This is a genomic window from Pseudomonas sp. FW305-96 (assembly GCF_058783825.1).
Genome location: NZ_JBYSYW010000009.1, coordinates 158,186 through 177,201, shown reverse-complemented (window position 1 = coordinate 177,201; position 19,016 = coordinate 158,186). Strand labels below are relative to the sequence as shown.

Genomic DNA, 19,016 nt, shown 5'->3' with positions numbered 1-19,016 from the left:
GTAAGCGCTGTGAGGCGTTGAGCTAACCAATACTAATTGCCCGTGAGGCTTGACCATATAACACCCAAGCAATTTGCGCTGAGGCCAAATTGTGGTGGTGAAGACGAAACGAACCGAAAGTTCGCGACGAACCACACATATCGCATATCCGAATTGGCTGGCATGTCTGCAAGGACGTACTGGCAACCGAATTTCTTGACGACCATAGAGCATTGGAACCACCTGATCCCATCCCGAACTCAGTAGTGAAACGATGCATCGCCGATGGTAGTGTGGGGTTTCCCCATGTGAGAGTAGGTCATCGTCAAGATTCATTTCGCAAAACCCCTATCTGCGCGAGCAGGTAGGGGTTTTGTCTTTGTGCCTGGAAAACACTGTAGGAGCCGGCTCGCCGGCGATGCGCCGCGTCAGCGGCGCCCTGGGGGCCACGCCATGGAAAGTGTGACTCGAACACCGATACAGTTCCTCATATGGCCATCTCCCACAATTCGAGTCGGAACACTAGAATAGAGCCGACGCATCCATTCAGAACCCCTTTATGCCTAACCCTGTCGAACCCGAAGCGCTCGCGCAGCTGCGGCTGGATGAACTGGTGGCCTGCCACGAGTGCGACCTGCTGATGCGCAAGCCAACCCTGCAGCATGACGAGAAGGCCCTGTGCCCACGCTGCGGCTATGAGCTCTATGCCCATCGCCACAACCTGGTCAACCGAAGCCTCGCCCTGGTGCTGACGGCGCTGCTGTTGTACGTGCCGGCCAACTTCCTGCCGATCATGCAATTGCACCTGCTCGGTCAGACCTCCGACGATACGGTCTGGAGTGGCGTGCTCGGCCTGTACAACTCAGAGATGCGCGGCATCGCCGTGGTGGTGTTCCTGTGCAGCATGGCCATCCCGCTGCTGAAGCTGCTGTGCCAGCTGGCGGTGCTGCTGAGCATCCGTTTCGACTTCGGTCGCAGCTATGGCCTGCTGATCTATCGTATCTACCACCACCTGCGTGAGTGGGGGATGCTCGAGGTCTACTTCATGGGCGTGCTGGTGGCCATCGTCAAGCTGGTCGACCTGGCCGAGCTGAGCATCGGCCTGGGCCTGTTCTGCTTCATCAGCCTGCTGCTGGTGCAGGTCTGGCTCGAGGTGGTCATGTCGCCGCACCAGATCTGGGTGGCCTTGTCGGGGGAGGATGTCCATGCGGGCGATTGATGCAGGCATCCTGGTCTGTAATGAATGCCATGAGCTGAACCGCCATGAGCCTGGCAGCACCTCGCAGGCCTGCACCCGCTGCGGTGCGGTGGTGCACGCTCGGCGGCCCAACAGTATCGTGCGTACCTGGGCGCTGCTGGTCACGGCGATGATTCTCTATATCCCGGCCAACGTGCTGCCGATCATGACCGTCAGTGCCCTGGGGCAGGGCAGCCCGGACACCATCATGTCTGGCGTCATCACCCTGATGAAGCACGGCATGTTGCCGATCGCCGCCGTGGTGTTCATCGCAAGCATCCTGGTGCCCACCTTCAAGCTGGTGGGTATCGCCCTGCTGCTCTATTCGGTGCAACGCCACCAGCCCCTGTCCGCACGGCAGCGCATCCTGATGTACCGCTTCATCGAATTCATCGGCCGCTGGTCGATGCTGGACATCTTCGTCATCGCCATTCTCGTGGCCGTGGTGAATTTCGGCCGCATCGCCAGTGTCGAAGCCAACCTGGGCGCTGTCGCCTTCGCCACTGTGGTGATCCTGACGATGCTCGCCGCTTTAACTTTCGATCCCCGACTGATCTGGGACAACACGGAGTCGGATGACGACCATGAGTGACTTGCCTACGGCTAAAACCCGCCCAGCTTCGAACTGGTCGGCCATCTGGATCCTGCCGCTGATTGCCTTGGCGATCGGCGGCTGGCTGGCCTGGCAAGCCTACAAGGATGCCGGCATCGAGATACAGGTGCGCTTCGAGAGTGGCGAGGGCATCGTCGCCAACAAGACCGAGGTCATCTATAAAGGCATGTCGGTGGGCAAGGTGGTCGCCCTGGTGCTGGATGACAAAGGGGACAGCCGTGGCGTCGTCGCCACCGTCGAGATGCGCAAGGAGGCAGGCCCGCACCTGACCAAGGGCACGCGCTTCTGGCTGGTCAAGCCGAGCGTCAGCCTGGCAGGTATCTCGGGCCTGGAGACACTGGTTTCAGGTAACTACATTGCCGTCGATCCCGGGGAGGGGGAGCCTACCAAGCGCTTCACCGCGCTCAAGGAAGCTCCGCCACTGTCCGATGCCGAGCCTGGCTTGCACCTGACCCTCAAGGCCGAGCGACTGGGCTCGCTCAACCGCGACAGTCCGATTTTCTACAAGCAGATCCAGGTCGGTCGGGTGAAGAGCTATCGGCTGTCTGAAGATCAGGGCACGGTAGAGATCAAGGTGTTCATCGCGCCAGCCTATGCCAGCCTGGTGCGCAAGCACACACGTTTCTGGAACGCCAGCGGGGTCAGCATCGATGCCGACCTGTCCGGGGTCAAGGTGCGCACTGAATCGCTGTCGAGCATCGTGGCCGGGGGCATCGCCTTTGCAACGCCGGAGAACCGCAAGGACAGCCCGCCCACCGATCCAAGCCTGCCGTTCCGCTTGTACGAGGACTTCGACGCAGCCCAGGCCGGCATCCGCGTCAAGGTCAAGCTCAGTGACTTCGAAGGTTTGCAGAAGGGGCGTACACCGGTGCTGTACAAGGGCATCCAGGTGGGCACGCTCAAGGATCTCAAGGTCGAAAATGACCTTGCCAGTGCAACGGCCGAGCTGACCCTCGACCCACTGGCCGAGGACTACCTGGTCGAAGGCACGCAGTTCTGGGTGGTCAAGCCGTCGATCTCGCTTGCCGGTATCACCGGCCTCGAGGCATTGGTAAAGGGTAACTACATTGCGGTCCGCCCGGGCGAGCCAGGCGCCAAGCCCCTGCGCGAGTTCGAGGCGCGTCCCAAGGCGCCACCATTGGACCTGAAGGCGCCCGGCCTGCACATGGTGCTATTCGCCGACACCCTGGGCTCGCTGGAAGTGGGCAGCCCGGTGATGTACCGCCAGGTGCGCGTGGGCAGCGTGCAGAGCTACCAGTTCGCTCGCAACAGCAAGCGCATCCTGATTGGCGTGCACATCGAGAAGGAATACGCCAATCTGGTCAACGGTTCCACGCGCTTCTGGAATGCCAGTGGCATCACCCTGACCGGTGGCCTGTCGGGTATCCAGGTCAAGAGTGAGTCGCTGCAGACGCTCATGGCCGGCGGTATCGCCTTCGACACGCCGAAGCCGGATGTACCGCTCAAGCGTCGCATCCCGCGTTTCCGCCTGCATGAAAGCCAGGACGCGGCCAACCGTGCCGGTACCCTGATCACCATTCGCGTGGACCGCGCCGATGGCCTGAAGCCGGGCACGCCGATCCGCTTCCGCGGGTTGGACGTGGGCAGCGTAGAGAGCGTCGACCTGACTGGCGACCTGCAGGCGGTTCTGCTCCGTGCGCGGATTACCCAGGCGGCCGAGCGTATCGCCCGCGTGGGTACGCAGTTCTGGGTGGTCAAGCCTGCCTTGGGGCTGGTGCGTACCCAGAATCTCGACACGCTGATCGGCGGCCAATACCTGGAGGTGCTGCCAGCGCTCAAGGATAAAGGGCCGCAGCGTGACTTCATCGCCCTGGGCGATGCCCCCGAGGTGAAAGGCGAGGAGGTCGGCCTGCCGCTGACCTTGAGCGCGGCGCGTCGTGGCTCGATCAAGCCGGGCGTGCCGGTCACCTACCGTGAGATCGCAGTGGGCAAGGTCACCGGCTTCGAGCTGGGTCAGACCGCCGACCGGGTACTTATCCACATCCTTATCGAGCCTCGCTACGCCGGGCTGGTGCGTGGCGGCAGCCGCTTCTGGAACAGCAGTGGGTTCGGCTTCGACTGGGGCCTGTTCAAGGGCGCCACGGTACGTACCGAGTCGGTGGAGACCTTGATCGAGGGTGGGATTGCCTTCGCCACGCCCGATGGCGAGCAGATGGGCAACCCGGCGCGACCGCAGCAGACCTTTGCGCTGTTCGACAAGCCGGAGGATGAGTGGATGCAGTGGGCACCGAAGATCCAGATCGGCAAGTAATGATGGGATGGGCCGCTATGCGGCCCTTTCGCCGTGGTTCTTCGTCACGACAAGCCGACTCCCACGCCGACCGCATTGGCCTCGGGCCATTCGTTATTCTGTGGCAGCCGGCTTGCCGGTAGCCTCGAAGGCACCGACGCTAATGCAGTTTTGGCGAGTAACGAGAAAATCACAGGCATAAAAAAACCGACCCTAGGGTCGGTTTTTTCGACAAGAACGTCGCTTAGGCAGCTGCAGCTTCTTTCAGTGCCTTGATGTGGCCATTCAGACGGCCTTTGTGGCGAGCAGCTTTGTTCTTGTGGATGATACCCTTGTCGGCCATACGGTCGATTACAGGTACAGCCAGAACGTAAGCGGCTTGCGCTTTTTCGGCGTCTTTTGCGTCGATGGCCTTGACTACATTCTTGATGTAGGTACGGACCATGGAACGCAGGCTGGCGTTGTGGCTGCGACGCTTCTCAGCCTGTTTTGCACGTTTCTTGGCGGAAGGTGAGTTGGCCACCGTCGAGCTCCTCGAAAGACTTTAGGTAAATAGCAAACAAAATAGGCCGCGAATCATGCCGATGAGTCGATCGGATGTCAAGGCCACCTGCAAGGTTCCGCCGAGTGGTGAGCCAACAGGAGGGAAATATTCCTTTCTGTCGCACGACCTGTAAACTCGGGAATTTTTGGCTCCCCTGCGAAGGCGCGGGAGTATCGCACATTCGGACGCTGTCTGGCAGCGTCCTCTGCCCCTGGCGTGAAACTTTTCGATGAACCTGCTCAAATCCCTGGCCGCGGTCAGCTCCATCACCATGATTTCCCGGGTGCTCGGCTTCGTGCGCGATACCATCCTGGCGCGGGTGTTCGGCGCCGGCATCGCTACCGACGCCTTCTTCATCGCCTTCAAATTGCCCAACCTGCTGCGGCGGATCTTCGCCGAAGGCGCGTTCTCCCAGGCCTTCGTGCCGATCCTTGCCGAGTACAAGACCCAGCAGGGCGAGGAGGCCACCCGTACCTTCGTCGCCTATGTCAGTGGCCTGCTGACCCTGATCCTGGCCGTGGTCACCGTCATCGGCATCCTCGCCGCGCCCTGGGTGGTCTGGGTCACGGCACCTGGGTTTGTCGACAGCACCGAGAAGTACGAGCTGACCACCGCGCTGCTGCGGGTGACCTTTCCTTATATATTGCTGATCTCGCTGTCGTCGCTGGTCGGTGCGATCCTCAACACCTGGAACCGCTTCAGCGTGCCGGCGTTCACCCCCACGTTGCTCAACGTGGCGATGATTGCCTTCGCCGTGCTGCTCACCCCCTACTTCGACCCACCGATCATGGCCCTGGCCTGGGGCGTGCTGGCCGGTGGCCTGGCGCAACTGCTGTACCAGCTGCCGGCGCTGAAGAAGATCGGCATGCTCGTGCTGCCGCGTCTGAACCTGCGCGATACCGGCGTGTGGCGCGTGCTCAAGCAGATGCTGCCGGCGATCCTTGGGGTATCGGTGAGCCAGATCTCGCTGATCATCAACACCATCTTCGCCTCCTTCCTGGTGGCCGGCTCGGTGTCCTGGATGTACTACGCCGACCGCCTCATGGAGCTGCCCTCCGGCGTGCTGGGCGTGGCCCTGGGCACCATCTTGCTGCCGACCCTGGCCAAGACCTACGCCAACCAGGACCGTGAGGAGTATTCACGGATCCTCGACTGGGGCCTGCGCCTGTGCTTCCTGCTGGTGCTGCCCTGCACCCTGGCCCTGGGCATCCTCGCCGAACCGCTGACCGTGGCGCTGTTCCAGTACGGCAAGTTCACCGCCTTCGACGCAGCCATGACCCAGCGGGCGCTGGTCGCGTATTCGGTGGGGCTGATGGCGATCATCCTGGTCAAGGTGCTGGCACCTGGCTTCTATGCGCAGCAGAATATCCGCACACCGGTGAAGATCGCCGTGTTCACGCTGGTGTGCACGCAGTTGCTCAACCTGGCCCTTGTCGGCCCGCTGGCCCATGCCGGGCTGGCCCTGGCGATCAGCCTGGGCGCCTGCCTGAACGCCGGCCTGCTGTACTGGAAGCTGCGCAGCCAGCAACTGTTCCAGCCGCAACCGGGCTGGGCGATGTTCCTGCTCAAGCTGGTGCTGGCAGTGGCGTTGATGTCGGGCGTGCTGTTGCTGGGCATGCACTACATGCCGGCCTGGGAGCAGGGCAACATGCTCGAGCGCTTCGTGCGCCTGAGCGGTCTGATCGTCGCCGGTGTGGTGACCTATTTCGGTTGCCTGTACCTGTGTGGTTTCCGCCCACGGCATTTCGCCCGCAAGGCGCTGCACTGAGGCGCGAAAAGGGTCAGGCGTCGGTTTTTCGCATTCCATACCCCGTGGTGGCGCTGCTGCCTGTCACCAGCGCCCGGGTGTGGTTATAATCGGCCACTTTATGAGCAAGAAGCGCGTTATGCAGCTGGTTCGAGGTCTTCACAACCTGCGCCCCGAGCACCGGGGCTGTGTCGCCACCATTGGCAACTTCGACGGGGTCCACCGCGGCCACCAGGCGATCCTCGCGCGCCTGCGCGAACGTGGCCAGGAACTCGGCCTGCCCACCTGCGTGGTGATCTTCGAGCCACAGCCTCGCGAGTATTTTGCCCCGGATACCGCGCCGGCCCGCCTGGCGCGCCTGCGTGACAAGGTCGAGCTGCTGGCCGGCGAGGGCATCGACCGGGTGCTGTGCCTGTCGTTCAACCAGCGCCTGAGCCAGCTCAGCGCCGAGCAGTTCGTCAAGGCGGTGCTGGTCGATGGCCTGGGCGTGCGCCACCTCGAAGTGGGCGACGACTTCCGCTTCGGCTGCGACCGCGCCGGTGATTTCGCCTTCCTCACCGAAGCCGGCAAGCGCCATGGCTTCAGCGTCGAGGCAGCCAACACGGTCATCCAGGACGGCCTGCGGGTCAGCAGCACCGAAGTGCGCAAGGCCCTGGCCGATGGCAACTTCGAGCTGGCCGAACACCTGCTGGGCCGCCCGTACCGCATTACCGGCCGCGTGCTGCATGGCCAGAAGCTGGCCCGCCAGCTTGGCACCCCTACCGCCAACATCCAGCTCAAGCGCCGTCGCGTGCCGCTGTCCGGGGTCTACCTGGCCAGCATCGAGATCGACGGCCAGCAGTGGCCGGGTGTCGGTAATATCGGAGTACGCCCCACCGTTGCCGGTGACGGGCGTCCTCACCTGGAGATTCATCTCCTGGACTACGCCGGTGACCTCTATGGCCGGCGCCTGACGGTGGAATTCCACCACAAGCTGCGTGAAGAGCAGCGTTTCGCCTCCCTGGAGGCGCTGAAGTCGGCGATCGACGCGGACATCGCCGCCGCACGTGCCCACTGGCACGCTCAACCGCTAACGAAGAGCCTGAAATGACCGACTACAAAGCCACGCTTAACCTTCCGGACACCGCCTTCCCCATGAAGGCCGGCCTGCCTCAGCGCGAACCGCAGATCCTGCAGCGCTGGGACAGCATTGGCCTGTACCAGAAGCTGCGCGAAATTGGCAAGGATCGTCCGAAGTTCGTCCTGCACGACGGCCCGCCCTATGCCAACGGCAAGATCCATATCGGTCATGCGCTGAACAAGATTCTCAAGGACATGATCGTCCGCTCCAAGACCCTGTCGGGCTTCGACGCCCCGTACGTACCGGGCTGGGACTGCCACGGCCTGCCGATCGAACACAAGGTCGAGGTCACCCATGGCAAGCACCTGTCCGCCGACCGCACCCGCGAGCTGTGCCGCGAGTACGCAGCCGAGCAGATCGAAGGGCAGAAGACCGAGTTCATCCGCCTGGGCGTGCTGGGTGACTGGGACAACCCGTACAAGACCATGAACTTCGCCAACGAGGCCGGGGAGATCCGCGCCCTGGCCGAGATGGTCAAGCAAGGCTTCGTGTTCAAAGGCCTGAAGCCTGTGAACTGGTGCTTCGATTGCGGTTCGGCCCTGGCCGAAGCCGAAGTCGAGTATGCCGACAAGAAGTCCCAGACCATCGACGTCGCCTTCCCGGTCGCCGACGAGGCCAAGCTGGCCGCTGCCTTCGGCCTGGCCGCGCTGGCCAAGCCCGCCGCCATCGTGATCTGGACCACCACCCCGTGGACCATCCCGGCCAACCAGGCGCTGAACATCCACCCGGACTTCACCTACGCGCTGGTCGATACCGGCGAGCGCCTGCTGGTGCTGGCCGAAGAGCTGGTCGAGTCGTGCCTGAAACGCTATGCCCTGGAAGGTTCGGTCATCGCCACCGCCCCGGGTTCGGCCCTCGAGTTGATCAACTTCCGTCACCCGTTCTACGACCGCCTGTCGCCGATCTACCTGGCCGAATACGTCGAGCTGGGCGCCGGTACCGGCGTGGTGCATTCCTCGCCCGCCTACGGTGAAGATGACTTCGTCACCTGCAAGCGCTACGGCATGGTCAACGACGACATCCTCACCCCGGTGCAGAGCAACGGCGTGTACGTCGAGTCGCTGCCGTTCTTCGGCGGCCAGTTCATCTGGAAGGCCAACCCGGCCATCGTCGACAAGCTCAGCGAAGTCGGCGCGTTGATGCACACCGAAACCATCAGCCACAGCTACATGCACTGCTGGCGCCACAAGACCCCGCTGATCTACCGCGCCACCGCGCAGTGGTTCGTCGGCATGGACAAGCAGCCCACCAGCGGCGACAACCTGCGCGAGCGCTCGCTCAAGGCCATCGAAGAGACCAAGTTCGTTCCGGCCTGGGGCCAGGCGCGCCTGCACTCGATGATCGCCAACCGTCCGGACTGGTGCATCTCGCGTCAGCGCAACTGGGGCGTGCCGATCCCGTTCTTCCTGGACAAGCAGACCGGTGAACTGCACCCACGTACCGTCGAGCTGATGGAAGAAGTGGCCAAGCGCGTCGAGCAGCAAGGCATCGAGGCCTGGTTCAAGCTGGATGCCGCCGAACTGCTGGGCGATGAAGCCGGCCAGTACGACAAGATTTCCGACACCCTCGACGTCTGGTTCGACTCCGGCACCACGCACTGGCATGTGCTGCGCGGCTCCCACGATATCGGCCACGCCACCGGCCCGCGCGCCGACCTGTACCTGGAAGGCTCCGACCAGCACCGCGGCTGGTTCCACTCTTCCTTGCTGACCGGCTGTGCCATCGACGGCCACGCGCCGTACCGCGAGCTGCTGACCCACGGTTTCACCGTGGACGAGAACGGCCGCAAGATGTCCAAGTCGCTGGGCAACACCATCGAGCCGGAAAAGGTTAACAACACCCTGGGTGCCGACATCCTGCGCCTGTGGGTCTCCGCCACCGACTACTCCGGTGAGATGGCCGTTTCCGAGCAGATCCTGCAGCGCAGCGCCGACGCCTACCGCCGCATCCGCAACACCGCGCGCTTCCTGCTCTCCAACCTGTCCGGCTTCGACCCGGCCCGCGACCTGCTGCCGGCCGAGGACATGCTGGCCCTGGACCGTTGGGCGGTCGACCGCACTCTGCTGCTGCAGCGCGAGCTGGAAGAGCACTACGGCGAGTACCGTTTCTGGAACGTCTACTCGAAGATCCACAACTTCTGCGTGCAGGAGCTTGGTGGCTTCTATCTCGACATCATCAAGGACCGCCAGTACACCACCGGCGCCAACAGTGTCGCCCGCCGCTCTTGCCAGACCGCGCTGTACCACATCAGCGAGGCGCTGGTGCGCTGGATCGCGCCGATCCTGGCGTTCACCGCCGACGAGATCTGGCAGTACCTGCCGGGCGAGCGCAACGAGTCGGTGATGCTCAACACCTGGTACCAGGGCCTGACGGAACTGCCGGCCGACGCCGAGCTGGACCGCGCCTACTGGGACCGCGTGATGGCGGTCAAGGCGGCGGTCAACAAGGAGCTGGAGAACCAGCGCACCGCCAAGGTCATCGGCGGCAACCTGCAGGCCGAAGTCACCCTGTTCGCCGAAGAGGGCCTGACCGCCGACCTGAACAAGCTCGGCGACGAGCTGCGCTTCGTGCTGATCACCTCGGCCGCCAGCGTGATGCCGTTCGTCCAGGCCCCGGCCGATGCCGTGGCAACCGAAGTGGAAGGTCTCAAGCTGAAGGTGGTCAAGTCCGGCCATGTCAAATGCGGCCGTTGCTGGCACTTCCGCGCCGATGTGGGCAGCCACCCGGAGCATCCGGAAATCTGCGCCCGTTGCGTCGACAACCTGAGCGGTTCGGGCGAGGTGCGCCACTATGCCTAATGCGTCCGCGGGGCGTTTCGGGCGCCTTGCCTGGCTCTGGCTGAGCCTGGTGGTGCTGGTCCTCGACCAGGCCACCAAGGTCTACTTCGAGGGCGCGCTGAGCCTGTACCAGCAGATCGTGGTCATCCCTGACTACTTCAGCTGGACACTGGCCTACAACACCGGCGCGGCGTTCAGCTTCCTGGCCGACAGCTCCGGCTGGCAGCGCTGGCTGTTCGCCGTGATCGCCGTGGTGGTCAGCGCCGTGCTGGTGGTCTGGCTCAAGCGCCTGGGGCGTAACGAGACCTGGCTGGCCGTGGCCCTGGCCCTGGTGCTGGGCGGTGCATTGGGCAACCTGTACGACCGCGTGGTGCTCGGCCATGTGGTCGACTTCATCCTGGTGCACTGGCAGAACCGCCACTATTTCCCGGCCTTCAACCTGGCCGACAGCGCCATTACCGTGGGCGCGGTGATGCTGGCGCTGGATATGTTCAAGAGCAAGAAGTCCGAGGAAGCCGTCCATGACTGAGACCCGTATCGGCCAGAACACCGAAGTCACCCTGCACTTCGCGCTGCACCTGGAAAACGGCGACACCGTCGACAGCACCTTCGACAAGGCCCCGGCCACGTTCAAGGTCGGCGACGGCAACCTGCTGCCGGGCTTCGAGAACGCCCTGTTCGGTTTCAAGGCCGGTGACCAGCGCAAGCTGAGCATCGCCCCGGAGAACGCCTTCGGCCAGCACAACCCGCAGAACGTGCAGGTGATGCCGCGCTCGCAGTTCGAAGGCATGGAGCTGTCCGAAGGGCTGCTGGTGATCTTCAACGATGCCGCCAACACCGAACTGCCAGGTGTGGTAAAAGCGTTCGACGATAACCAGGTGACCATCGATTTCAACCATCCACTGGCTGGCAAGACCCTGAACTTCGAGGTGCAGATCCTCGACGTGAAGGCCGTGTGAGCCTGGAGCCGAGCATGCAAATCAAACTCGCCAACCCGCGCGGCTTCTGTGCGGGGGTCGACCGGGCGATCGAGATCGTCAACCGCGCCCTGGAAGTCTTCGGCCCGCCGATATACGTGCGCCACGAAGTGGTGCACAACAAGTTCGTGGTCGAAGACCTGCGTAACCGTGGCGCGGTGTTCGTCGAAGAGCTGGACCAGGTGCCGGACGACGTCATCGTCATCTTCAGCGCCCATGGCGTTTCCCAGGCCGTGCGCCAGGAAGCCGCGGGCCGTGGCCTGAAGGTATTCGATGCCACCTGCCCGCTGGTGACCAAGGTGCATATCGAGGTGGCCAAGTACAGCCGTGATGGCCGGGAGACCATTCTCATCGGCCATGAAGGGCACCCGGAAGTCGAAGGCACCATGGGCCAGTACGACGCCAGCAACGGCGGTGCCATCTACCTCGTCGAGGACGAGGACGATGTTGCCAGGCTGCAGGTGAACGACCCCGACCACCTGGCCTTCGTCACCCAGACCACGCTGTCGATGGACGACACCAGCCGGGTGATCGACGCCCTGCGCGCACGCTTCCCGAACATCGGTGGCCCGCGCAAGGACGACATCTGCTACGCCACGCAAAACCGCCAGGACGCCGTCAAGCAACTGGCCGACGAGTGTGACGTGGTGCTGGTGGTCGGCAGCCCCAACAGCTCCAACTCCAACCGCCTGCGCGAGTTGGCCGAGCGCATGAGCACCCCGGCCTACCTGATCGACGGTGCCGAGGACCTGCAACGCAGCTGGTTCGACGGTGTCCAGCGCATCGGCATCACCGCCGGTGCCTCGGCGCCCGAGGTGCTGGTGCGTGGCGTGATCGAGCAGCTCAAGGCCTGGGGCGCCACCGGCGCCGAAGAGCTCGACGGCCGCGAAGAGAACATCACCTTCTCGATGCCCAAGGAACTGCGGGTTCGCTCGCTGATCTGACTTAGTCACCTGCACAGCGGCGGTCCTCGTCGCTGCGCAGGCTGACCCGGCCACTGGGGCTCAGCACCACCTGATGCTGGCTGCCAGGCCCGCTGCGCTGGCAGATGTCCAGCGTGATGCCGACAAAGCCTTCCCCTATCGGTGCGCCCCGCCTGCTGAAGCGCACCTCCCGCGCAGAACTGGCTACTACCTTTACCGGCTTGGCCAGGCGATGTTCGCGCAACATCTGGCCGTCGTGCTCTTGCGATACGCGCCAGCCTTTGCCCCAGTCACCTTCCAATGGATGAACCGTCAGCGCCTGCTGTTGCAGCGCGGCCTGGTTGCGCGCGGCGCGCAGTGCCTGCGCCAGTTCCCGGGCGACGGCGGCCAGTTGCAGGGTTTCGCCGAGCCTGGCGTAGGACGTTGCCCCCAGGTATGTCAGTAGGCTGCCAATCGTCAATGCGCACATCATTTGTAGCAGTGTTACACCTTGTTGCTTCACCGTGCATTCCTCCCTGGAAGTGCTTCGCTGTAGCTTCCGGCCTGGCCGCGCGAGGCGCCAGTCAGCCGGTTCGGGCAGACGGCGAGGAAAGATCCCAGGAGGGCGACGATGCGAGCGAAGGAAGGCGGGATGACGCTGCTGGAGGTGCTGCTGGCGATGACGGTGCTGGCGCTTGGGGTGTTCGCCGCAGCGGCCTTGCAGGTGCGTGGCATGCAGGCGGCCGAGAGCGCCCGGCGCGACGGTCAGGCGTTGCAACTGGCCCAGGGCATGCTCGAGCGGGTGAGGGCCAGCGGCACGCTCGAAGCGGGGGAGGAGAGTGCCTGGCGCTCGCGGGTCACCCAGGTGCTTGGCGCCTCGGCACAGGGGCGGATCAGGCGCCACGCCCGCATGTTGGCGCTGCAGGTGAACTGGCCGGCCCAGGCAGAGGGCCGCCCGGCCTTGCAGTTGCAGGGCAAGGTGCTGCCATGAAACGCGGGCAAGCGGGCGCCGGGCTGGTCGAGGTGTTGCTGGCCGTGGCCCTGGGGGCATTGTTGCTGGTGGCGGCGGGCCAGTTGTTCGGCCAGGCCTATCAGGCCTGGCGGCTGCAAGGCGCGGTGGCGAGGCTGCAGGACGATGCGCGCCTGGTCCTGCAGCGCCTGGCCGAGGATATCCGCATGGCGGGCATGTTCGGCTGCCTGCGCCTGGAGGCGGCGGACTTCGCCGATCCGCAGGCTGCGCTAGCCTTCGCCAGGCCAATCGAGGTCAACGCTGACAGCTTCACGCTGGTAGGCGCCGAGTTGCCGGGATTGCTCGGCGCGCCGGACTGGACCGTGCTTACCGACTGTCGCAGTTGGGCGCGGGTACAGCGTGGGCAGCATGTACCTGGCGATGCCCAGCTGGCCTTGCCGGTGCGCCGGGTTACCTACCGGGTGCGTAATGGCAGCCTGTTGTTCACCAGCAACGCCCAGCACGCCAGCCTGGTCGATAATGTCCGGGCCCTGCGGGTGCGTCAGGGCGACGGTCGCGTCGACATCGAGTTGCTCATGCAGGACCGTGATCACCGACTGGAGCAGCGCCATACCCTGAGCGTGGCCGTGCGCAATCCTGGGGCTGGCGCATGATTCGCCAGCGTGGGGTGGTGCTCTTGCTGGCCCTGAGCCTCAGCCTGCTGCTTGGCCTGCTGACCGCGCTGGGCATGCGCGAGGCCTTGCTGCAGGCGCGGCAGGTCGGCGAACAATGGCGCAGGGCGCAGGCCTTCGAACAAGCCGAAGCCAGCCTGGTGGAAGGGGCCGCGTTGCTGCAAGGCGGGTTGCCTGCGTTGTGTCTTGACTGCCTGCCGCCTGAGCTGCCGACGGCATCACCTGCCGCGCCGTGGCGAACCACCGACAGTGGCTACGTGCTGCTCCAGCATCTGGGGCAAACACTCCGTGCCGTCGGCCTGCCGCGAGACAAGCGGGTCGACCTCGTGCGGATCACGGCGCTGAGCCGCCAGGTGCGGGGCCGGCAATTCCTGGAAGCGGTCTATGCCGTGGACGGGCACGGCAATATCGGGCGTATCAGCTGGCGTCAGCGTCTGGAGGAGGGCTGACATGCAGCGGGGCCTTGGTCTGATCGAATTATTGATTGTCGTGGCGCTGATCGGCATGCTGGCAACCATTGCCTACCCCAGTTACAGCGACCAGCTACGGCGTGCCGCGCGCGGCGAGGTGGTCGGGCTGCTGCAGGATGCGGCGTTGCGCCTGGAACAGCATCGCTCGTATGTCGGCGGCTACGCCGACACCGAGCAACTCGTCACGGTATTGTCGGCTGGCAGCCGCTACTACCGCCTGCAGGCTCAGCGCGACGAAGACGCTTTCACACTGCTTGCCCGCCGTGTGACGGAGACGTTCATGGCAGGCGACCGCTGTGGCGACTTCCGCCTCGATCACGCTGGCGTGCGTGACAACCCGGGCGGCAGCGAAGACGAGCAGACATGCTGGGGAAGCTGAAGATCAAAAGGTGCCCGCGCACCGTGGAATTACTTCAGGTGTTGGATCGAACGATGAGCAAGCAAGTAGTGATTGTCGGCGGTGGCGTCATCGGCCTGCTGACGGCGTTGAACCTGGCGGCGGATGTCGACCGAGTGGTGGTGTGCGACCAGGGCGAAGTAGGGCGTGAGTCGTCCTGGGCCGGTGGCGGCATCGTCTCGCCGTTGTACCCCTGGCGTTATAGCCCGGCGGTGACGGCGCTGGCGCATTGGTCGCAGGATTTCTATCCACAGCTGGGCGAGCGTCTGTTCGCCAGCACCGGCATCGACCCGGAGGTCCACACCACCGGGCTGTACTGGCTGGACCTGGACGACGAAGCCGAGGCGCTGGCCTGGGCGGCGCGTGAGCAACGGCCGCTCAGCGCCGTGGATATCTCGGCTGCTTATGACGCGGTGCCTGTGCTGGGTGCGGGCTACCGCCGCGCCGTGTACATGGCGGGCGTGGCCAACGTGCGCAACCCGCGACTGGTGAAGTCGCTCAAGGCGGCGCTGCAGGCGCTGCCCAACGTGACCCTGCGCGAGCATTGCCAGATCAGCGGTTTTGTCCATGAAGGCGGGCGTGTCGCCGGGGTACGTACCGAGCAGGGTGTGCTGGCTGCCGACGAGGTGGTGCTCAGTGCCGGTGCCTGGAGCGGCGATCTGCTGCAGACTTTGGGCTTGAGCCTGCCGGTGGAACCGGTGAAAGGGCAGATGATCCTGTTCAAGTGCGCCGAGGACTTTCTGCCGAGCATGGTCCTGGCCAAGGGCCGCTATGCGATCCCGCGCCGCGATGGGCATATCCTGGTCGGCAGCACCCTGGAGCATGCCGGTTACGACAAGACCCCGACCGCGGATGCACTTGAGAGTCTGAAGGCTTCTGCGGTGGAGCTGCTGCCGGCGCTGGCAGATGCCGAGGTGGTGGGGCACTGGGCTGGCCTGCGCCCTGGGTCGCCGGAAGGCATCCCTTACATTGGCGCGGTGCCGGGGCATGAGGGGCTATGGCTGAACTGCGGCCATTACCGCAACGGGCTGGTGCTGGCGCCGGCGTCGTGCCAACTGTTCAGCGACCTGCTGCTGGGGCGTGAGCCGATCATCGATCCGGCGCCGTATGCGCCTAAAGGGCGGCTGGGGTAAGTTCGTCGTGCCCGCCCTGCCGCCTTGCTTAGCGCGGTTGCCCCGGCCCTTGCTCCAGATGTTGCTGGCTGCAATACCAGTCCTTGCCCAACTGCAACGCCCGGTCATTGGGCAGGTGTACGCCGCAATGGGCGCAACGCACCATCTGCAGCGGGTCCTGCAGGCGCGGTTCGGCAGGTGATTGCTGACTGGTCTTGAACTTGCGCCACAGCCAGAACGCGGCGGCGATCAGGGCGATCCAGAAAAGTAGGCGAACCATGGTGTCCAGCTTGTCGAATGAAGAAGGCGACAGTCTAGGACGCGGCCAATAAAAAAGGGAGGCCTCGGGCCTCCCTTTCTTCGCATGCGACGTATCAGTCGAACAGACCGAAGGTCATGTAGCTGAACCAGCTGCGGTCCTTCTCGGCTTCCTTCGGACCTTCCGGCAGGATCGGGTCGCCGTTCTCGTCCTTGGGCAGCAGTTCTTCGGGCATCTCGGAGCGGGCGTCCTGGAACTGCTTAACCACGTCCTGGTTGGCGCGGGTCTCGCCCGGCGGCAGCGGGGTCTTGGTCTCGATCAGGCCCAGGGTGGCCTTGGACAGCCACGAGCGGTTGCCGTTTTCGTCGACCTTGGTGACGAACTGGCCATCGACCAGGCTCGGGTGGTCCGGGTAGTTGAGCTTGAGGGTCTCGAGGCTGGTGGCGGCCAGTTCGTCCAGGTGCATGCGCTGGTACGACTCGACCATCACCGCCAGGCCGTCACCCACCGACGGGGTTTCCTGGAAGTTCTCCACCACATAGCGGCCACGGTTGGCGGCGGCCACATAGGCCTCGCGGCTCAGGTAGTAGTTGGCCACGTGGATTTCGTAGGAGGCCAGCAGGTTGCGCAGGTAGATCATGCGCTGCTTGGCGTCCGGGGCGTAGCGGCTATTGGGGAAGCGGCTGGTCAGCTGGGCGAATTCGTTGTACGAGTCGCGGGCGGCGCCCGGGTCACGCTTGGTCATGTCCAGCGGCAGGAAGCGCGCCAGCAGGCCGCGGTCCTGGTCGAACGAGGTCAGGCCCTTGAGGTAGTAGGCGTAGTCGACGTTCGGGTGCTGCGGGTGCAGGCGGATGAAGCGCTCGGCAGCCGACTTGGCGGCCTCCGGCTCGGAGTTCTTGTAGTTGGCGTAGATCAGCTCGAGCTGGGCCTGGTCGGCGTAGCGGCCGAACGGGTAGCGCGACTCCAGGGCCTTGAGCTTGTTCACGGCGCTGGTATAGCTGGAGTTGTCCAGGTCGGCCTGCGCCTGCTGGTACAGCTCGGCCTCGCTGAGGTTCTCGTCAATGACTTCCTTGTTCGAGGAACAGGCAGCGGTGAGCCCGAGGATGGCGATCAGCAGCAGGTGTTTCACTTGCATGGCGGCTTGCGTCCCTTTGACGGCCGCTGTCTTGGGCGGTGCCGTCCTGTTATGATGAGCGCCCCCGGCCAAACCCCGGGGCAAAAGAAGCCGTATTTAACCACAAGCGCGCAGCCGAAACCAAAGGCTGAACGCCCGTCGATTCGAGCATGTCCGAGATCATTCAACTTAGCGCAGAGGTCCCGTCCGAACTGGGCGGCCAACGCCTCGACCAGGTCGCCGCCCAATTGTTCGCCGAGTACTCGCGTTCGCGCCTGTCCTCGTGGATCAAAGATGGCCGCCTGACCGTCGATGGCGCGGTGCTGCGGCCGCGCGACACCGTCCACACCGGCTCCATCCTGGCCCTCGAGGCCGAGCAGGAGGCCCAGGGCGAATGGGTGGCTCAGGACATCGAGCTGGACATCGTCTATGAAGATGACCAGATCCTGGTGATCAACAAGCCGGCCGGGCTGGTGGTCCACCCGGCGGCGGGGCACCCCGACGGCACCCTGCTCAATGCCCTGCTGCACCATGTGCCGGACATCATCAACGTACCGCGCGCCGGTATCGTGCACCGCCTGGACAAGGACACCACGGGCCTGATGGTGGTGGCCAAGACCCTGCAGGCGCAGACCAACCTGGTCGACCAGCTGCAGAAGCGCTCGGTCAGCCGCATCTACGAGTGCATCGTGGTCGGCGTGGTGATCGCCGGCGGCAAGATCGACGCCCCGATCGGCCGCCACGGCGGCGAGCGCCAGCGCATGGCGGTCACCGATGGCGGCAAGCCGGCCGTCAGCCACTACCGCGTGCTCAAGCGCTTCCGCTCGCACACCCATGTGCGGGTCAAGCTGGAGACCGGCCGTACCCACCAGATCCGTGTGCACATGGCGCATGTGGGCTATCCGCTGGTCGGCGACCAGACCTACGGCGTGCGCTTCCGCATTCCGCCGGCGGCCAGCGTGGCCATGGTCGAGGCGGTGAAGAACTTCCCGCGCCAGGCCCTGCACGCCCGCTTCCTGGCCCTGGATCACCCGACCACCGGTGAGCGCATGGAATGGGCCTCGCCGCTGCCGGACGACTTCCTCTGGCTGCTGTCGCTGCTCAACGACGACCGCGAGAGCTTCATCGGATGAGTGGCCTGACGCAGGCGCTGATCATTCCCGACTGGCCGGCCCCGGCCTCGGTACGCGCCTGTGTCACCACCCGCGAGGGCGGCGTCAGCCTGCCGCCCTATGAATCCTTCAATCTTGGCGATCATGTGGGCGATGACCCCGCTGCGGTTGCCGAGAACCGTCGTCGCCTGAGCGACGAATTCGCCATCCAGCCCGCCTGGCTCAAGCAGGTGCACGGGCTGGTGGTGGCCGATGCCGATCCCGCCGTGGTCGCCGAGGCCGACGCCAGCTGGAGCGACCAGCCGGGCATCGCCTGCACCGTGATGACCGCCGATTGCCTGCCGGCCCTGTTCTGCGACCGCGCCGGCACCCGCGTGGCCGCCGCCCATGCCGGCTGGCGCGGGTTGGCCGGTGGCGTGCTGGAAGCCACCCTCGACCGCCTGGCCCTGCCACCTGAAGAGGTGCTGGTGTGGCTGGGCCCGGCCATCGGACCGCTGGCGTTCGAGGTGGGCATGGAGGTGCGCGATGCCTTTACCGCCGTGCATCCAGAGGCAGCCGTGGCGTTCGTTGACGGCGAGCGGCCGGGCAAGCTGATGGCCGATATCTACCAGCTGGCGCGGATTCGCCTGGCTGCGCGTGGGGTGACTGCCGTTTATGGTGGCGGCTTCTGTACCGTCAGCGACCCGCGTTTCTTCTCCTACCGCCGTACCCCGCAGGGTGGGCGCTTCGCTTCGCTGATCTGGTTGCAGCCACGCTGACCTCCG

Annotated in this window: 20 protein-coding genes and 1 rRNA gene; 17 read left to right on the top strand and 4 right to left on the bottom strand. The window is 64.6% G+C overall.

What is annotated here, in order from left to right; all coding sequences use genetic code 11:
• Positions 1–194 precede the first annotated feature (194 nt).
• From rrf to AC3WL2_RS09875, 4 genes are all read left to right on the top strand, one after another.
• Positions 195–310: ribosomal RNA gene (gene rrf / locus AC3WL2_RS09890) — 5S ribosomal RNA — on the top strand.
• A gap of 228 nt (positions 311–538) precedes the next feature.
• Positions 539–1,198, top strand: a complete 660-nt coding sequence (locus tag AC3WL2_RS09885) for a paraquat-inducible protein A (protein ID WP_102682164.1) — start codon at positions 539–541, stop codon at positions 1,196–1,198.
• On the top strand, positions 1,185–1,808 hold the full coding sequence (locus AC3WL2_RS09880) for a paraquat-inducible protein A (protein ID WP_102682163.1): 624 nt from the start codon (positions 1,185–1,187) through the stop codon (positions 1,806–1,808). The genes AC3WL2_RS09885 and AC3WL2_RS09880 overlap by 14 nt, the downstream gene beginning before the upstream one ends.
• On the top strand, positions 1,801–4,101 hold the full coding sequence (locus tag AC3WL2_RS09875) for a PqiB family protein (RefSeq protein ID WP_102682162.1): 2,301 nt from the start codon (positions 1,801–1,803) through the stop codon (positions 4,099–4,101). Before AC3WL2_RS09880 ends, AC3WL2_RS09875 begins: the two co-directional genes overlap by 8 nt.
• A 223-nt stretch (positions 4,102–4,324) precedes the next feature.
• Here AC3WL2_RS09875 and rpsT read toward each other — a convergent pair whose 3' ends face one another.
• The gene (rpsT, locus tag AC3WL2_RS09870; protein ID WP_023533220.1) at positions 4,325–4,603 is read right to left on the bottom strand and encodes a 30S ribosomal protein S20; all 279 of its coding nucleotides are present in this window, start codon (positions 4,601–4,603) and stop codon (positions 4,325–4,327) included.
• Between the two features lie 250 nt (positions 4,604–4,853).
• On the opposite strand from rpsT, the gene murJ reads away from it, so the two are divergent.
• The 6 genes from murJ (at position 4,854) to ispH (ending at position 12,189) form a co-directional block, all read left to right on the top strand.
• Positions 4,854–6,392 carry a murein biosynthesis integral membrane protein MurJ gene (murJ, locus tag AC3WL2_RS09865; protein WP_102682161.1) on the top strand — a complete coding sequence of 513 codons (1,539 nt, stop codon included), beginning with the start codon at positions 4,854–4,856 and terminating at the stop codon, positions 6,390–6,392.
• A 118-nt stretch (positions 6,393–6,510) separates the two neighbouring features.
• Complete coding sequence (gene ribF, locus AC3WL2_RS09860) at positions 6,511–7,461, top strand: bifunctional riboflavin kinase/FAD synthetase (protein ID WP_102682160.1); 951 nt, start codon at positions 6,511–6,513, stop codon at positions 7,459–7,461.
• Entirely contained in the window at positions 7,458–10,289 is a 2,832-nt protein-coding gene (ileS, locus tag AC3WL2_RS09855; RefSeq protein WP_102682159.1) for an isoleucine--tRNA ligase, read from the top strand. The genes ribF and ileS overlap by 4 nt, the downstream gene beginning before the upstream one ends.
• Entirely contained in the window at positions 10,282–10,797 is a 516-nt protein-coding gene (gene lspA, locus AC3WL2_RS09850; RefSeq protein WP_102682158.1) for a signal peptidase II, read from the top strand. Before ileS ends, lspA begins: the two co-directional genes overlap by 8 nt.
• A complete protein-coding gene (locus AC3WL2_RS09845) occupies positions 10,790–11,227 on the top strand; it encodes an FKBP-type peptidyl-prolyl cis-trans isomerase (protein WP_023629753.1) in 438 nt (145 codons plus the stop codon). The genes lspA and AC3WL2_RS09845 overlap by 8 nt, the downstream gene beginning before the upstream one ends.
• Before the next feature lie 14 nt (positions 11,228–11,241).
• Complete coding sequence (ispH, locus tag AC3WL2_RS09840; RefSeq protein ID WP_102682157.1) at positions 11,242–12,189, top strand: 4-hydroxy-3-methylbut-2-enyl diphosphate reductase; 948 nt, start codon at positions 11,242–11,244, stop codon at positions 12,187–12,189.
• 1 nt (position 12,190) lies between these two features.
• Here the strand turns inward: ispH and AC3WL2_RS09835 are convergent, their stop codons facing one another.
• Positions 12,191–12,637: a GspH/FimT family pseudopilin gene (locus AC3WL2_RS09835; protein ID WP_256582537.1), complete on the bottom strand. Its 447-nt coding sequence runs from the start codon at positions 12,635–12,637 to the stop codon at positions 12,191–12,193.
• Positions 12,638–12,778: 141 nt separating this feature from the next.
• Here AC3WL2_RS09835 and pilV point away from each other — a divergent pair, with 141 nt between their 5' ends.
• Genes pilV through thiO form a run of 5 tightly spaced genes read left to right on the top strand, consistent with a single transcriptional unit; the run spans position 12,779 to position 15,788 of the window.
• Positions 12,779–13,138 carry a type IV pilus modification protein PilV gene (pilV, locus tag AC3WL2_RS09830; protein ID WP_102682155.1) on the top strand — a complete coding sequence of 120 codons (360 nt, stop codon included), beginning with the start codon at positions 12,779–12,781 and terminating at the stop codon, positions 13,136–13,138.
• Positions 13,135–13,770 carry a PilW family protein gene (locus tag AC3WL2_RS09825; RefSeq protein WP_102682154.1) on the top strand — a complete coding sequence of 212 codons (636 nt, stop codon included), beginning with the start codon at positions 13,135–13,137 and terminating at the stop codon, positions 13,768–13,770. The genes pilV and AC3WL2_RS09825 overlap by 4 nt, the downstream gene beginning before the upstream one ends.
• Positions 13,767–14,237, top strand: a complete 471-nt coding sequence (locus AC3WL2_RS09820; RefSeq protein ID WP_102682153.1) for a hypothetical protein — start codon at positions 13,767–13,769, stop codon at positions 14,235–14,237. Before AC3WL2_RS09825 ends, AC3WL2_RS09820 begins: the two co-directional genes overlap by 4 nt.
• Before the next feature lies 1 nt (position 14,238).
• The gene (locus AC3WL2_RS09815) at positions 14,239–14,637 is read left to right on the top strand and encodes a type IV pilin protein (RefSeq protein WP_102682152.1); all 399 of its coding nucleotides are present in this window, start codon (positions 14,239–14,241) and stop codon (positions 14,635–14,637) included.
• 53 nt (positions 14,638–14,690) lie between these two features.
• Entirely contained in the window at positions 14,691–15,788 is a 1,098-nt protein-coding gene (gene thiO / locus AC3WL2_RS09810; RefSeq protein ID WP_102682151.1) for a glycine oxidase ThiO, read from the top strand.
• A 28-nt stretch (positions 15,789–15,816) separates the two neighbouring features.
• On the opposite strand, the gene AC3WL2_RS09805 is transcribed toward thiO, so the two are convergent.
• Both AC3WL2_RS09805 and AC3WL2_RS09800 read right to left on the bottom strand, forming a co-directional pair.
• Positions 15,817–16,047: a PP0621 family protein gene (locus tag AC3WL2_RS09805; RefSeq protein WP_102682150.1), complete on the bottom strand. Its 231-nt coding sequence runs from the start codon at positions 16,045–16,047 to the stop codon at positions 15,817–15,819.
• Between the two features lie 94 nt (positions 16,048–16,141).
• A complete protein-coding gene (locus AC3WL2_RS09800; RefSeq protein WP_046854166.1) occupies positions 16,142–17,161 on the bottom strand; it encodes an outer membrane protein assembly factor BamD in 1,020 nt (339 codons plus the stop codon).
• 149 nt (positions 17,162–17,310) lie between these two features.
• Here AC3WL2_RS09800 and rluD point away from each other — a divergent pair, with 149 nt between their 5' ends.
• Both rluD and pgeF read left to right on the top strand, forming a co-directional pair.
• The gene (gene rluD, locus AC3WL2_RS09795; protein WP_038706814.1) at positions 17,311–18,273 is read left to right on the top strand and encodes a 23S rRNA pseudouridine(1911/1915/1917) synthase RluD; all 963 of its coding nucleotides are present in this window, start codon (positions 17,311–17,313) and stop codon (positions 18,271–18,273) included.
• Positions 18,270–19,010: a peptidoglycan editing factor PgeF gene (gene pgeF, locus AC3WL2_RS09790; protein WP_102682149.1), complete on the top strand. Its 741-nt coding sequence runs from the start codon at positions 18,270–18,272 to the stop codon at positions 19,008–19,010. The genes rluD and pgeF overlap by 4 nt, the downstream gene beginning before the upstream one ends.
• The last annotated feature ends 6 nt before the right edge of the window (positions 19,011–19,016 follow it).